The 15,004-nt window shown below is 51.1% G+C and carries 11 protein-coding genes; 9 read left to right on the forward strand and 2 right to left on the reverse strand.

Annotation, left to right across the window (positions count from 1 at the left end):
• Genes BGX16_RS10325 through ftsZ form a run of 9 tightly spaced genes read left to right on the forward strand, consistent with a single transcriptional unit; the run spans position 1 to position 12,011 of the window.
• On the forward strand, positions 1-1,872 hold the full coding sequence (locus BGX16_RS10325; protein ID WP_100425955.1) for a penicillin-binding protein: 1,872 nt from the start codon (positions 1-3) through the stop codon (positions 1,870-1,872).
• A gap of 5 nt (positions 1,873-1,877) precedes the next feature.
• Positions 1,878-3,287: a UDP-N-acetylmuramoyl-L-alanyl-D-glutamate--2,6-diaminopimelate ligase gene (locus BGX16_RS10330; RefSeq protein ID WP_100425956.1), complete on the forward strand. Its 1,410-nt coding sequence runs from the start codon at positions 1,878-1,880 to the stop codon at positions 3,285-3,287.
• Positions 3,287-4,684, forward strand: a complete 1,398-nt coding sequence (locus BGX16_RS10335) for a UDP-N-acetylmuramoyl-tripeptide--D-alanyl-D-alanine ligase (protein ID WP_100425957.1) — start codon at positions 3,287-3,289, stop codon at positions 4,682-4,684. The genes BGX16_RS10330 and BGX16_RS10335 overlap by 1 nt, the downstream gene beginning before the upstream one ends.
• Before the next feature lie 26 nt (positions 4,685-4,710).
• Positions 4,711-5,838: a putative lipid II flippase FtsW gene (gene ftsW / locus BGX16_RS10340; protein ID WP_157797987.1), complete on the forward strand. Its 1,128-nt coding sequence runs from the start codon at positions 4,711-4,713 to the stop codon at positions 5,836-5,838.
• Positions 5,839-5,842: 4 nt separating this feature from the next.
• Positions 5,843-6,922, forward strand: a complete 1,080-nt coding sequence (gene murG, locus BGX16_RS10345; protein WP_241899532.1) for an undecaprenyldiphospho-muramoylpentapeptide beta-N-acetylglucosaminyltransferase — start codon at positions 5,843-5,845, stop codon at positions 6,920-6,922.
• Position 6,923: 1 nt separating this feature from the next.
• Positions 6,924-8,309 (forward strand): UDP-N-acetylmuramate--L-alanine ligase, encoded by a 1,386-nt coding sequence (murC, locus tag BGX16_RS10350; RefSeq protein ID WP_100425959.1) that lies wholly within the window; start codon positions 6,924-6,926, stop codon positions 8,307-8,309.
• 1 nt (position 8,310) lies between these two features.
• Positions 8,311-9,120 carry a cell division protein FtsQ/DivIB gene (locus BGX16_RS10355; protein WP_100425960.1) on the forward strand — a complete coding sequence of 270 codons (810 nt, stop codon included), beginning with the start codon at positions 8,311-8,313 and terminating at the stop codon, positions 9,118-9,120.
• The gene (gene ftsA / locus BGX16_RS10360; protein WP_100425961.1) at positions 9,117-10,394 is read left to right on the forward strand and encodes a cell division protein FtsA; all 1,278 of its coding nucleotides are present in this window, start codon (positions 9,117-9,119) and stop codon (positions 10,392-10,394) included. The genes BGX16_RS10355 and ftsA overlap by 4 nt, the downstream gene beginning before the upstream one ends.
• A 54-nt stretch (positions 10,395-10,448) precedes the next feature.
• The gene (gene ftsZ / locus BGX16_RS10365) at positions 10,449-12,011 is read left to right on the forward strand and encodes a cell division protein FtsZ (protein WP_100425962.1); all 1,563 of its coding nucleotides are present in this window, start codon (positions 10,449-10,451) and stop codon (positions 12,009-12,011) included.
• Positions 12,012-12,141: 130 nt separating this feature from the next.
• On the opposite strand, the gene BGX16_RS10370 is transcribed toward ftsZ, so the two are convergent.
• Positions 12,142-13,020 (reverse strand): YicC/YloC family endoribonuclease, encoded by an 879-nt coding sequence (locus BGX16_RS10370; protein WP_100425963.1) that lies wholly within the window; start codon positions 13,018-13,020, stop codon positions 12,142-12,144.
• Positions 13,021-13,038: 18 nt separating this feature from the next.
• Positions 13,039-14,796 (reverse strand): homoserine O-acetyltransferase MetX, encoded by a 1,758-nt coding sequence (gene metX / locus BGX16_RS10375; protein ID WP_241899533.1) that lies wholly within the window; start codon positions 14,794-14,796, stop codon positions 13,039-13,041.
• Positions 14,797-15,004: the final 208 nt, after the last annotated feature.

Here is a 15,004-nt window from a genome sequence, read left to right on the forward strand (position 1 = left end):
ATGCATTTGGATCGTATTTCTTGGCTTTTTGTCGTGTTTGGCGCTTTGTGGGTGGTGCTTTGCGCCCGCACGTTCCAGATTCAGATTGTTGAAGGGGAAAAGTACAGCGAAATTGCGAACTTGAAGGCGCGTGACCGTGTGATTCGCAAGGCTCCGCGTGGACGGATTCTTGACCGTAACGGTCAGGTGCTCGCTCAGAGTATCCAGGAAAAGGATAAAGAAGGAAAGCTCGAAACTAAGCGTATTTATCCGCAGGGTGTTTTGGCGTCTCAGCTCGTGGGCCAGGTCGGCAAGGATGGTCAGGGCATTTACGGTTTGGAAGTGCAGTTCGATGAACGCTTCCGTGGAACGGACGGCTGGCAGACCCGCGTTTTGAATGTGGCGCGTCAGATCCAGGCAGGGCGTAAAATGGAAGGCCGCGAACCGATTCCGGGCGACGATCTGGTTTTGACGATTGATCGCAATATGCAGGAAGTGGTGGAAAAGGCTTTGAAGGATGGCGTGAAAACCTACCTCGCCGAAAGCGGAAGCGCCGTGGTGATGGATCCGTACACGGGTGAAATCCTCGCGATGGCGAGCTATCCGACTTTCGACCCGAATGCACCGGTGAGTGCCGCAACGCGGGCGAAGCGCAATGATATTGTTTCTCTCGCTTACGAACCGGGTTCCACCTTTAAGCTTGTGACGGCTGCGACAGCGATTGAAACGAAGGCCGTGGATCCGAAAACCGTGTTCAGCGGCGAAAAGGGTCGCTGGGTTTTGGAAAACAAAGACGTTATCAGCGATACGAAGGATCACGGGGACATGGACATGACGGCAGCCATGGCGATGTCTTCCAACATTGTGTTTGCAAAGATTGCAGATCTCGTCGGAGAAAAGCGTTTTTATCGCTACGTGCGTTCTTTTGGATTTGGTTCGAAGACTTCGGTGGAACTTCCGGGTGAAGAAAGCGGATATTTGAAGCCTACGCATGAATGGAGCGGCCGTACGTTAAAGACGATGGGTTTTGGCCATGAACTTCTGGTGACTCCGCTGCAGATGGTGATGGCTTTTTGTGCAATTGCAAATGGCGGCAAGCTGATGCAGCCGACAATCGTTCGCGAATGGCGTTCGGCGGATGGGGAAGTTTTGGAAAAGAAGGAACCGGAAGAAGTGCGCCGCGTCGTTTCGGAAAAGACCGCAGCACGTATTCGTTCCATGCTTCGCGAAGTGGTGGAAGTCGGTACGGCAAAACAGGTGAATTCGGAAAAGCTCCCGGGCATTGTCTTTGGCGGAAAGACGGGTACGGCAGAAAAGTACAACCAGAAACTGAAGCGCTACGATAAAACGAAGCAGGTGGCTTCTTTCATCGGCCTTGCTCCAGCAGACAATCCGCGTTACGTTTGCATGGTTCTTGTGGATGATCCGAAAACGCGTACGGTGGGCGGCTTGACCGCAGGACCGATCTTTCGGAATATCATGGAAGGCATTTACTATCTGCAGTCGACGTCTCCGGTGCCGTATAATTTGACCCTTACGTCTGCATCGAAAAAGTGCGATGCGGAATTTGTGGGACTTTCCCGTGCCGACGCAAAGATTCTTGCCAATGATCGTCACTGTGAAGTTTCGTTCGAAGGCGAAGGCTCCACGGTCGTGGCGACGGAATATGATTTTGAAACGAACGGTCGAAAGCTCCGTATGGGAACTCCGAACGCTCAGAAGATGCCGGATTTGAAGGGTCTGACCTTGCGTGATGCGCTGGATCAGATCGGTGAATTGCCCGGCTCTATAGAATATGAAGGTGTGGGCCGAGTCAAGAAGCAATTCCCGGCTCCGAACGCAACGCTCAAGCGTGGCGAAAAGTTCAAACTCGTTCTTTCCGAGAAAGGTTAAGCATTATGTTGTCTGAAACCGTTTTGAAGAATTTGGGCATTCAGGGACTTTGCGATGATTCTCGCAAGGTGGCTCCGGGCGATTTGTTCTTTGCAATGCCTGGTGAACAGGCGGAAGAATTTGCCCGTACCGCTCTTTCAAAGGGCGCAGTAGCTGTTGTCGGTGAAACGGAAGCGCCGAAGGATCTCGCAAGCAAGTGGATTCTTGTGCCGAGCGTCAAGGAAGAACGCGCTTCTGTCGCTAAGTTTTTTTACCACGATCCGTTCTCGAAGATGCGCGTTCATGCGATTACCGGAACGAACGGCAAAACGACCAGTGCCTTCCTCATGGAATCGATGCTTTCTAGCGATGGTCGCAAAACGGCTCTCGTCGGCACGATTTGCAAAAAGATAGGCGACAAGGTAATCGCTTCGAATTTGACGACACCGGGTATTTTGGAACTTTACGCTTTTGCCGCAGAAGCGGTGGAAGCGGGCTGCACGGATTTTGTGATGGAAGCTTCTTCGCATTCCCTTTATCAGGGACGTGTGCAGGGAATCGCATACAAGAGCGCTCTCTTCTCGAATTTGACGGAAGATCATTTGGATTATCACAAGACGATGGAAAATTATTTCCAAGCAAAGAAGCTTTTGTTCACGCGGTATCTCGCTGCGGACGGCGTTGCCGTGATCAATGTGGATGACGCATACGGCCAACGTCTAATGGATGAAATCGTCGTGGCGAACAAGGTTTCCGTTTCGCGCCTTGGCTTGGACGGGGCAAATGTGGTTCCGAATTCCATTCAGAGCTTGGAAGATGGCCTTGTGCTCGATGTTCCGGCGATTTCGAAGACACCGATTGAAACGCGTCTTGTGGGCGAATTTAATGCGGATAACGTTTTGCTTGTGATGAGCTGGGCCAAGTCCATTGGAATTTCGGAAGAATCTATTCGCAAGGCTTTGGCAACGGTGAAGGTTCCGGGACGCTTCGAAATGACTTTTAACGATGGTTCTCGCCGTGTAATCGTCGATTACGCGCATACGCCGGACGCTTTGGAACGCGTGTTGCGTGTGGCACGTTCCCTTTGCAAGGGAAAGCTCTCCGTGGTATTTGGCTGCGGTGGCGATCGCGACCGCAACAAGCGTCATATTATGGGTGCGATTGCCGAACAGGGCGCAGACTTTGCTTGGGTCACTTCGGATAATCCGCGTACGGAAAACCCGGAAGACATCATCGCGGATATCGTGAGCGGTATGCATTCGGAACATTTCAAGGTGATCGTTTCGCGTGAAGAAGCAATCCGTGAAGCTTGCCAGGCGATGCAGGCGGGAGATTTTCTCGTCGTCGCCGGAAAGGGGCATGAAAATTACCAGATCATCGGAAAGACGAAGCATCATTTCGACGATCATGAAGTCATCCTTCGGGAGATGAAGTAATGCATAACTTGGATTTAACAGTCGCAGAACTTTGCGACATCTTGGAAAGCAATCCGGTTGGACTTACCGCCCGGGCTGCAAAACGCAAGGTGAAACTTTGCCTGGATAGCCGTGAAGCGGGGCCGGGAGTGGTGTTTTGGCCGTTGAAAGGCGCGCGCTTTGATGCGCATAGTTTTATTCCTGAAGTGATGAAGAAAGGAGCTTTGATGAGTGTGATGGACGCAGGTCGTGCAGAGGAATCTTTGGCAGACGTTTATGTCCCAGTGGATGATTCCAATCAAGCTTTGTTGAAGCTCGCCAGAGGCTATCAGCGCCTTTTCAAGGTGAAGAAAGTCGCTGTGACGGGCTCGAATGGCAAGACGACCACGAAAGAAATGCTGAAGGCCGTGCTTTCGACTCAGTTCAAGACCATGGCTACCGAAGGAAATTTGAACAATCAGATCGGTGTGCCGAGAACGCTTTTCCACTTGAAACATTCCGATGAAGTCGCTGTGGTGGAAATGGGTACGAACGCTCCTGGTGAAATCCATCCGCTTTCGATGGCTGTGGAACCGGATATCGCTGTGATCACGAACGTCGGAGCAAGCCACTTGGAGCGGCTCCAGGATCTCGATCACGTCTTTAAGGAAAAGGTGACGATTGCCGATGGCCTTCGCAAGGGTGGCTTGCTTGTGGTGAACGCAGACGATCCGCGTCTCGCCAAGCTCCGCACGAATACCAGGTATCGTGTGCTGACTTTCGGTATTAAGCGTGGCGTGATTAGGCCGGAAAATCTGAAGTGGGATTCCAACGCTTGTGCAAGCTTTAAGATTGGCCGCACGGAATTCCATTTGAGCGTTCCGGGCATTCATAATGTCTATAACGCCTTGGCAACAATCGCTGTCGCTACATCTTTGCGTATGTCGAAAACGGCGGTTGCAAAAGCTTTGGAAAAGTTCCGTGCCGCGAGTATGCGCATGGAAATCCGCAAAGGTGTCGGCATCAAAGTCGTTTCGGACTGCTACAACGCAAATCCGTCTTCGATGCGTATGGCTTTGCAGACGATTGGCGCAATTGAAAATGCGACCCGTAAAGTAGCGATTCTCGGCGATATGCTCGAACTCGGTTCTTCGGCAGAAGATCTACACCGTGAAATCGGTGAACTTGTTCCGCAGATGAAGTTCGATATGCTTGTTGCTGTCGGTAAACTGAGCCTGAACATACAGAAGGGTGCAATTGCAGCCGGCATGGATAAAAAGAATGCGCTGCATTTTGACACCGTGGACGAAGCGATGGATTTCCTTTCGGAAAATGTCCATTTTGGCGATGTTCTGCTTGTGAAGGCTTCGCGTGGGATGAAGTTGGAACAGGTCGTGGATAAGCTTCTTCGCTTGGAACCGGCTATGGCTAACAAGTAAGGATTTTGATTGAGATGAATAGTCGTTTGAATTCCATCTTGGCATTTGATAAGCTACTGTTGCTGGCAGTCGTTGTTCTGCTTGCGATGGGTCTGTTTGTCATTTATACGGGAAGTAATTTCCATGCGATGGAATTGGGCCGTCCGTCTTATTTCTATGTCCTGAAGCATTTGCGCGTGATTCTGTTCGGTTTTGTAATCCTCGCATTTTTGACTGTGTTGGATCATAAGATCTTCCACAAGCTTAGCCATGCAATGTTCTTGGTTTGCTTGGTAGCGCTGGTTGCTGTCGTGGTGACGGGCGCGGTGACGAAAGGCGCTGCACGCTGGCTTTCGATTGGCGGTATGTCGCTTCAGCCTTCGGAACTGATGAAAATCGCGATGTTTGCCTATATGTCTCGTCGCTTGACGGAATTGGGCGATGAAATCAAGGATTTTAAGCGAGGGTATATTCAGCCGCTGGTGACTCTTGGCATTGTGTGCGGATTGATTCTTTTGCAACCGAACTTCTCGATGGCTTTGCTTGTCGGCGCAACGACTTATGTGCTTTTCTTTACGGCGGGAGTCAAGGTTCGCTATTTGCTACTCTCGTTTGTACCGATTGGTTTAGGTGCACTGGCGATTGGTCTTGCGGCTCCGTACCGTTTAAAACGTCTTCAGGCATGGCTTCATCCGGAAGAACATATTAAGGAGGGAGGCTATCAGCTGTACAATGCGTTGATCAGTCTCGGTCATGGCGGATGGCTTGGAACGGGCATCGGTAAGGGTACGCAGAAGCTGGGCTTTTTGCCGGAATCTTATAAGGATGTGGCGTACAGCTTGATGGGTGAAGAACTCGGATTTTTTGGAACGATGATTGTACTTGTTTTGTTTGGCTTTATTGTCTATCGCGGTTTTATGATTGCCCGGAATGCGAATTCGCGCTTTGCGAAATACTTTGCGGTTTGCTTGACGTCTTCGCTTGCATTTAACGTGATTTTCCATGTGTTTGTTTGCACGGGACTGATGCCGACGACAGGTCAGCCGATGCCGTTTATCAGTTATGGCGGTACGAACTTGGTCGTTTCGATGGCGTCGATTGGAATTTTGTTAAACATTTCTCGACCAGGCACAGGGATGAATATTGTTGAACCTGTGTTCCACGAACAGGGATGAGGTTATGATGAAACAGAAAACGTTTTTGTTTGCTTGCGGTGGTACCGGTGGACATGTTTTCCCGGCGGTTGCAATTGCTGAAAGTTTGAAGAAGTTTGGCGTGGAACAAATCTCGTTCGCGGGTCGTAAGGATTCTATGGAATCCCGCCTGGTGAAGCCTCGCTTTGAATTCGACGAGATTTCGGCGGTTCCGCTGCACCGTGGATCCTTTATGCAGAATCTTTCGTTGCCGTACAAGCTTTTTAAGGCAGTGCAGAGCGCAAAGGATGTCATTAAAAAGCGCAAGCCGGATGTTGTTGTGGCGACGGGCGGCTACGTTTCTCTCCCGGTTGTGATGGCGGCTGGCCGCATGGGCATTCCGGTTTACATCCAGGAACAGAATGCGGTAGCAGGCGTTGCAAACAAGGTCGGTTCCCGTTATGCCAAGAAAATTTTTGTGACATCGGCAGAAGCTCAAAAGTTCTTCCCGAATACCGAAACTCAGGTCTTCGGTAACCCAGTCCGCGAACTTCCGAAGATAGAAACTCTTCCGCGTCCGAAAGAATTCCGTGAAGGGACCAAGTCCGTTCTGATTGTGGGAGGCTCTCAGGGAGCCCGCGGGATTAACGTCAAAATGGAAGAATCGCTCTCTGCGATCGCCGGCAGAACGGATATTTCTGTGGTTTGGCAGGCCGGCGCAAAGAACGTCGAGAACATCCGGGAACGCGTTTCGCACATTCCGGAAAACGTAACGCTGACCGCCTTCCTCGATAACATTTACGCTTACATAGGTCACGCCGACTTGATCGTGAGCCGTGCAGGCGCTTCGACCTTGGCCGAAATCCTCGCCTTCGGTAAGCCTTCGATTCTTTTCCCGTTCCCGTTTGCGACGGCAAACCATCAGGAATTCAACGCACGCGTGGTGGAAAAGGCGGGTGCCGCTCTCGTGGAACTCGACAGCGATCCGAATGACCTTTGGAACAAGGTTCAAACCCTGCTTTTGAACGAAGAAAAATTGAACAAGATGGCTCAGGCCGCAAAGTCCATCGGTATGCCCGATGCAGCAGACCAGATCGCAAAAACCATTTTGGATGCGGAGTGCTAAGATGAATTTGATTCCGAGCAATCGAGTGAAGAGACTGCATTTTGTGGGCATCGGCGGCGCCGGTATGTCGGGTATTGCCGAAGTGCTCCATGAAAACGGTTTTGTGGTGACGGGTAGTGATACCGGTGACGGTCCGGCGATCCAGTATTTGAAGGATCTCGGTCTTGAAATTTTCCCCACGCATGATGCGAAGAACGTGGAAAACGCCGACCTTCTCGTTTACTCTTCTGCTGTGAAGATGGACAATCCGGAAATTGTGGAAGCGAAGGCGCGTCGCATTCCGGTGATCCGTCGTGCAGAAATGCTCGGTGAACTGATGCGTTTGAAGTACACGCTGGCTGTGAGCGGAACTCATGGTAAGACGACGACGACTTCGATGCTCGGCGCCATTTGGGAAGCCGCCGGTGAAGACCCGACGGTGATCGTGGGTGGCGTGGTAAAGGGCAAGGGTAGCGGTGCCAAGGTGGGCCGTGGACGTTACCTGATTGCGGAAAGCGATGAATTTGACCGCAGCTTCCTTTCGATGATGCCGTCTTCTGCCATCATCACGAATATAGATCGTGAACACTTGGATACCTACGGCACTCTCGATGCCATCAAGGATGCTTTTGTCGCTTTTGCGAACAAGGTTCCTTTCTACGGTCAGGTGGTGGTCTGCATCGACAATCCGAATATCCAGTCGGTACTGACGCGTTTTACAAAGCCGGTGGTCACTTACGGCTTTAGCCGCCAGGCGATGTACCGTGCCGACAATGTGCGTTCCGAGAACGGAATCTCGTACTTTGAAGTCTTTAAGAATAACGAATCGATTGGCGAATTTTCGCTCCGCATTCCGGGCAAGCATAACGTTTTGAATGCGACTGCGACGATTGCCCTTTCGAATGAAGAACATATTCCGCTGGATGTCGTGCGCAAGGCTCTTGGCCAGTTTACGGGCGTCAAACGTCGCTTTGAACTGGTCGGCGAAGAGAACGGCGTGATGGTCTATGACGATTACGCTCACCATCCGACGGAAACCGCTGCCACGTTGCAGGGTGCCCGCGATACGTTCCCGGAAAAGCGTGTGATTGTGGTATTCCAGCCGCATCTGTACACGCGTACCCGTGACCAGTATGAAGCTTTTGCCGAAGTGTTCGCCAACTGCGATGAACTCTTGGTCCTTGAAATTTACAAGGCGCGCGAACAGCCGATTCCCGGAATTTCGGGCAAGCTGATTTCGGATACCGCAGTCGCACGCGGTCACCAGAACGCCCGCTTTGTCGGTACGAAGGAAGAAGCTTTGGAAGTGTTGAAGAAAGATGCGAAGCCGGGTGACCTTGTGCTCTTTATGGGCGCCGGTGACGTTTGGAAGGCAGAACGTCCGTTCTTGGAGGCCTTGAAGAAGTAAGATGGCTCGAGTCGGTTACAACGAAATCAAGCGAATGAACGCTCATCGTGAGAAGCGCAAGCAGAATCTCGCGAAGATCGGAAATTGGCTTGCGAAGAAAGGTTGGAAGATCTTTCTCGTTATCGCTGTGCTCGCAGTCGCCGTGTGGCAGGGTTGGTTTTGGATTCGCAAGTTCAATCCGGCAGAACTTCGCAAGCTGAAAACGATCGATATCACCGGAAACAGGATGCTCACCTGGGAAGAAATCTTGCAAACGGCAGGTCTTGAAACGGGCATGCCGATGTCTTCGATCCAGGCAGACAGTGTTCGTGCCCGCTTGCTTTCGCTCCCGCTTTTGCAGGATGTGACGATTGACGTGGGACTGTTCTGGAAGGTAACGATTGAGGTAAAGGAAACCTCTCCGATTATGGCGACGCTCGATAAGGGCATTTGGAAAGCCTATTCGGAACGTGGAATGGTGCTTCCGATAGCCGGATCCGCAGGACTTGAACTTCCTGTAGCGACAATCGGAAGGAACCGCGAAATCAAGCAACTTGCCGCTTTCCTTCAGAAGATGCGTGTTGCAGACGAATCTTTGTATTCGGAGGTTTCGCAGGTGCGGGTGAACGAAAAGGATCGCGCGATTGAAGTTTACTTCACGAACGTGCGATTCAAAGTCTTGTTCCCGCTGGAAAATGCGACGGAAAAATCCTTTGCCCATTACCGTTTGTTGGTGGATGGACTGTCGCAGAAAATGAGTTTGGTTAAGTCTTTGGATTTGCGTTTTGAAGGTTTCGCTTACGCTTATCCGTCTGTACAAGAGGGCAAATGATGGCAACTGATGAACAAAATATAGCTGGCATCGATCCGAACCGAATCATCGTCGGTCTCGATATCGGTAGTTCCAAAATCGGCGTCTTTATCGGAGAGCTGGATGATAACAACAAGGTCTGCATTCGCGGCTTGGGTATCAATCAGCTGAAGAAAGGTGACGCAAATGAATTGGAGGCGACGATCACCGCTTTGACGAAAGCTGTGGACGACGCTGAAAAGTTGAGCGGTGTGGATGTAAAGGAAGTTTACGTCGGTATTGCGGGCAGCAACATTCGTTCTGTTGCGAGTCAGGCGACAATCCCTCTCCGCGAATACGGTGGAGTCGTGACGAAGGACGTGATGAAACGCGTTGTGGAACAGGCGAGCCAGCTCGTTCAGAGACCTGTAGACATGGACATTATCCACGTTTTGCCGGGTGATTACATTCTTGATGAACGTGAAGGCATCAAGAATCCGCAGGGTATGGAAGGCAATAGCTTGAGCGTGGAAGTTCAGCTGGTGCTCGCTCAGAAGGGCATTGTCCGCAATATTCAGAAGGCAGTCGAAGGCGCTGGTCTTACGGTTAAGTGCTTGGTCCTTGAACCGCTTGCAGACGCTTGCTGTGTTTTGGAAAATGAAGAAAAGGAACTGGGCGTGGCAATCATTGACATCGGAGCGACCTCTACCGATGTGGCTGTCTTCAAGGACGATAAAGTGGCCTATACCGTTTCGTTTGACATCGCTGGCAATGCCATCACTAGCGATATCGCATTCGGCCTCACCACTCCGATTGACCGTGCAGAAGAAATCAAGAAGGAACACGGCACTTGCCGTCGCTCTAACCTCTTGGAAGATATGACCGTTCTTGTTCCGGGTATCGGTGGACGCCCGGGAAAGAACTGTGAAAGAAAGCATTTGGCATACATCATCTATTGCCGTATGGAAGAAATCCTGAAAAAGGTCCACGACGACCTGGAACAGAAGGGCTTCAAAGGCAATCTGGGTGCAGGCATTGTCATCACGGGCGGAACTTCGCAGCTCGAAGGCACGCAGGAACTCGCCGAAAAGGTCTTTGACAATACACCGGTTCGTTTGGGCGCGCCGCAAAAGCCGGACGCTGGTATCAGCGACATGGTTCGTTTGCCAACGCATTCGACGGGCGTCGGACTTTTGTACTACGCAGCTCTGAATGACCAGCCAAAGGAACGTCGCGAAACGAGAACGACCAAGGTGGTCGACTCCGTCAGCAGCAAACTCAGCCGCCTCTGGAGTGCGCTGAAAAATTACATCTAAGAATTAAAACTTGTGGAAGACAAAAAGTTTAAAACACAAACCAGGGAGAACACTATGAACGAACAACTCGACAACATGGCTGATTACGAAGCCAAACATATCATCGCCAGCAACGCAGATCACAAGGCGAAGATTAAGATCGTGGGTGTCGGTGGAGCCGGCGGAAACGCCGTGAACCGTATGGTCAGCATGAACATCAAGGATGCCGAATTTATCGCCATCAACACAGATGCTCTTGCTCTTGACAACAATCTTGCCGATGAAAAGATCGCCATTGGCCAGAAGACTACCAAGAAGCTCGGCGCTGGCGCAAAGCCGGAAGTCGGTCGTCAGGCTTTGATGGAAGACAAGGAAACGGTGGAACACAAGCTCGAAGGCGCGGACATGGTATTCATCTCTGCTGGTATGGGTGGTGGTACCGGTACGGGCGCAGCTCCTGTTGTTGCGGAAATCGCTCATAAGCTCGGTATTTTGACTGTCGCTGTGGTGACGATGCCGTTCAAGTGGGAAGGTCCGATCCGTCGTCGTAATGCGGAAAAGGGTCTTGCCGCTTTGCGTCAGGCTGTGGATTCGATCATCGTGATCAACAACCAGCGTATCATGGAAGTGATCGAAAAGAACACCCCGATGAAGGACGCATTCCTCAAGGTGGACGAAGTTCTTGGCAATGCTGTCCGCAGCATTTGCGATATTATGTTTATCCACGGTACGATCAACGTCGACTTTAACGATGCTCGCACGATTATGCAGAACGGCGGTTCCGCTCTCATGGGTACGGGTGTCGCTTCGGGCGAAGGTCGTACTTTGAAGGCTGCTCAGGAAGCTATCGCTTGCCCGCTCCTCGACAACGTCAAGGTCTGCGGTGCATCGGGCGCTCTCATCAATGTCGCTCATGGTGAAAACTTCTCCATGTTCGAATACAACGAAGCCTTGGAATTCCTTTACGAACAGATCGGTGAAGAAAACGTTCCGAACATCGTCGCTGGTGACGTGACGATTCCGGAACTCGGTGACCGCGTAAGCATTACCGTGATTGCAACCGGTTTTGAAAAGAACAACGAAGAAGACGCTCCGTTCGAAGCTCCGGCAGCAAAGGCTACCGCTCCGAAGGCAAGCGCTCCGCACGTGGAACAGTCGATTGAACGTCCGACCATCGACTGGGCAAAGGCGGCTCAGATGCCTGTGGAAGAATCCGCTCCGGCTGCTCCGGCGCCAGTCGCACAGGCTCCGGTCGCAGAAGCTCCGGTTGCACAGGCCCCGGCTGCAAAGTCTGTCGAAAGCGCTCCGCTCCAGCAGACAATGCAGTTTGAAGCTTCGCCGACGCAGCGCACCCGCGTGATTCGCCCGGTCGAAGCTCTAATCGCTGAAGAACGTCCGCGCCAGACCGCTCCGATGTTTGCTGATTCCTTCCTCAACCCGGAATTCAATGTCCGCCGTCAGGTCGTCGAAGAAGACGTTCCGACGATGGTGATGCCGAAGGTAAATGCAAATCCGCTCCGCACGATGTCGGCTCCGGCTGTGGCAAAGCAGATGGAAGAACCGATGGCTTCTGCGGAAGAAAATCAGTACGGCATGCCGGCATTCCTCAAGCCGAGCATCTCGGAAGATGAATTCTAATTCGTAAAAAGTCTCCACAACAACAAAGGCTGACGTGGTATCCCTGCTGCGTCAGTCTTTTTTATGCTCTTTTCATGACATAAAAAAGCCCGTTCTCAAAGAACGGGCGAATCCTGCAAAAGACTGAAATTTATTCGATGTTCATCGTTTGTTCTCGGATCGTTTCCACACTGTCCTTTAAGCGGATAGCGTGAGCGGCGATCTTTGCACTTTGACATTTGGTGGCGAGGGTATTTGCTTCGCGGCTCATTTCTTGCAAAATGAAGGTGAGCTTTTTACCCTGGTTTGCACCTTGTTCGAGCGTCGAAAGGAACAGCTTGTTGTGACTCTTGAATCGGGTGATTTCTTCGTTGATGTCCAAGCGATCGGCGATGATGCTTGCTTCCTGCGTCACACGGATCGGGTCGAGACCCGCTTCACCGACGAGCTTGTGCAAACGTTCTTCGAACTTCTGCTTCCATTCCACGATGCGTTCTGGGTCGAGCACCTTGATTTCGTCGAGAATCTTGTCCATTTCCTGAACGCGGGCTTCGAGATCTTTTTTCAGATTCAAGCCTTCTTTTTCACGCATTTGGACAAGAGCCTTCAAAGCGCGGTCGAGAGAAGCTTTGATTTTGCCTTCCGTTTCCTTCTGGTTTTCTTCACTTTCGTAAACGAGGACGTTCGGAAGGGAAAGCACCTGTTCCAAAGTCGGTTCGCCGTTCAAGCCGTACGTCGTCTTGATGTCTTTCGCAATTTTCAGGTAGGATTCGACAGCTTCGGTCGAATACCCCGTCGGGATCGAGCCTTCTTCGCCGTCGCCGAGGGTTACGGTTAAATTGACGGAACCGCGGGCAAGGAATTTTTTGACTTCTTCCTTCAGGGTGAATTCCAAATAAGAGAATGTTTTGGGGAGATGGCAGGAAATTTCAAGGAAGCGGTTGTTCACAGAACGCACTTCGACAGTGCACTGCGTTCCGCGTAGCTTGAATTCATCCTTACCGTATCCGGTCATCGATATAATAGCCATACGGCAAATATATCTTAATCAAGCCTTTTTGACCATTGCCACGACGCGTTCTGTACCCAAGTTGACGAGCCCGAGCTTTGTCAGGACTTTGCTTAGGCCGTGTTCGTTCAAGGAAATGATCTTTTCGATTTCCAAATGTTCCGCTTCGGTAAGGCGCACAAAGTCCCGGTAGGTGAAACAGTGGATGTTCGGAGTCTCGTACCATTCGTACGGGAATTCCGGAGACTTCGGCATGCGACCGTGATAGCAGAGTGCCCAGCGCATTTCCCAGGAACCGAAGTTCGGGAATGTAATGATCGCATGCTTTGCAATGCGCATAATTTCGCGGAGCATAAGTCTCTGGTTGCGCACTTCCGGCAGGGTACGGTTGAACACCGCGTAATCGAAGCTGTTGTCCGCAAAGGATTCGAGAGTCTTTAAGCTCAGCTTCTTTTCGATTACAGGCACATCGCGTTCGATGCAACCGAGAATGTTCGTAAAGTTCTTTTCAACGCCGACGCCTGTTACCTTCTTCTTGTTCCAGAGCGTGTCGATCAAAAGGCCGTCGCCTGCACCAAGGTCCAAAATCCGAGCGCCTGCAGGGATCATCGAGTCGATGATCGAAATGTCCTTGTGGCTGTGGAACGCCGGAGTTCCGGTCGTTTTCACTTCGCCCAAATGACCGCCGAGGAATCTGGAAACCGCCATGCCGAGCGCGCCGCATTCAATCAGGAATCCGTCGTGTCCGAATTGGGTATCGAGTTCAAGGCTTGTCACGACCTTGCCGTCGTTCAAAAGAGCTTCGGTAATCTGACGGGACTGATCGGGAGGGAACAGCCAGTCGGTCGAAAGGTTTACGTTGAGGAAGGTTGCCTTCACATTTTTAAAGGCATTTTCAAGCGAGCCGTATTCCGTCGCCAGATCAAAGGTGTCCGTCGCATGGGCAATGTGCAAATAGCTGTTTGCATCAAAGCGTTCCACGAACTTGGTGCCCTGATGATCCAGATAGGTTTCAAGAGAAGATCCCGAATAGAATTTTTCCGGATGTTCAATGCGAATGTCGTTACGCGTAAAGCGGGCTTCCATGCCCTTAGCGGAAAGGTACGTGATGTGGGCGAGCTTACGTGCGTTGGCGAGGCCTGCGGCTGGAATTTGCTTGTCGTAGTAGTCGCCGTTGTTGTAATTCGGATCCTGCGTAATCGCATCGCGTCCGACGATTTCAAAGCCGAGAGCCTGGGCCGAAAATCCTGGAGACGTCGCAATTAAAATAACGCGGTCAATCAGTTCCGGATAGAAAATCGCCCATTTCATTGCCTGGAAGCCGCCCATGGAGCCGCCGATGACGCAATAGAAGTGACGAATGCCGAGTTCGTCCGCGAGCTGTTTTTGCGCGTGGACCATGTCGCCGATTGTGATCGTCGGGAATGTGGAACCGTAAGGCATACCGGTGCGCGGATCGATGCTCGCCGGGCCAGTCGTTCCTTTGCATCCGCCGAGAACATTCGAGCAGACGACGAAATATTTATCCGTGTCTACCGCCTTTCCGCTTCCAATCAGGGAATCCCACCAACCGACGTGCTTGTCGTCGGGCTTATACCAGCCTGCGACATGCGCATCGGCCGTCAGCGGGGAACAGACCCAAATCGCATTGGACTTGTCCTCGTTGAGGGTTCCGTAAGTTTCATAACGGACAGAAACCTCAGGGAGGGATTTTCCGCTTTCCAGAACAAAGCCGTCCTTGCCCAAGGTCAGCTTTTTGTCGTAGAAGGATACGGGTCCGATACTATCTTTATGCAAACATTCGCTCATATGCATAAATATAGGAAAAGGGCATTTTTTTTAAAGAATGAAACCCAAAATAGAGATGAAAAACCTATCAAAACACTTTTGTTAAAGATTTCTTACGCGAATGAAAACTTTTATTTAAAAAGTTTTTGTGATTTTTTGACTGTATTTTGGAAAAAGTTTATATTAAAGTTACAGAGTTGTTAGGGTTACAGAGGAA

Source organism: Hallerella succinigenes (genome assembly GCF_002797675.1).
GTDB classification, from domain to species: domain Bacteria; phylum Fibrobacterota; class Fibrobacteria; order Fibrobacterales; family Fibrobacteraceae; genus Hallerella; species Hallerella succinigenes.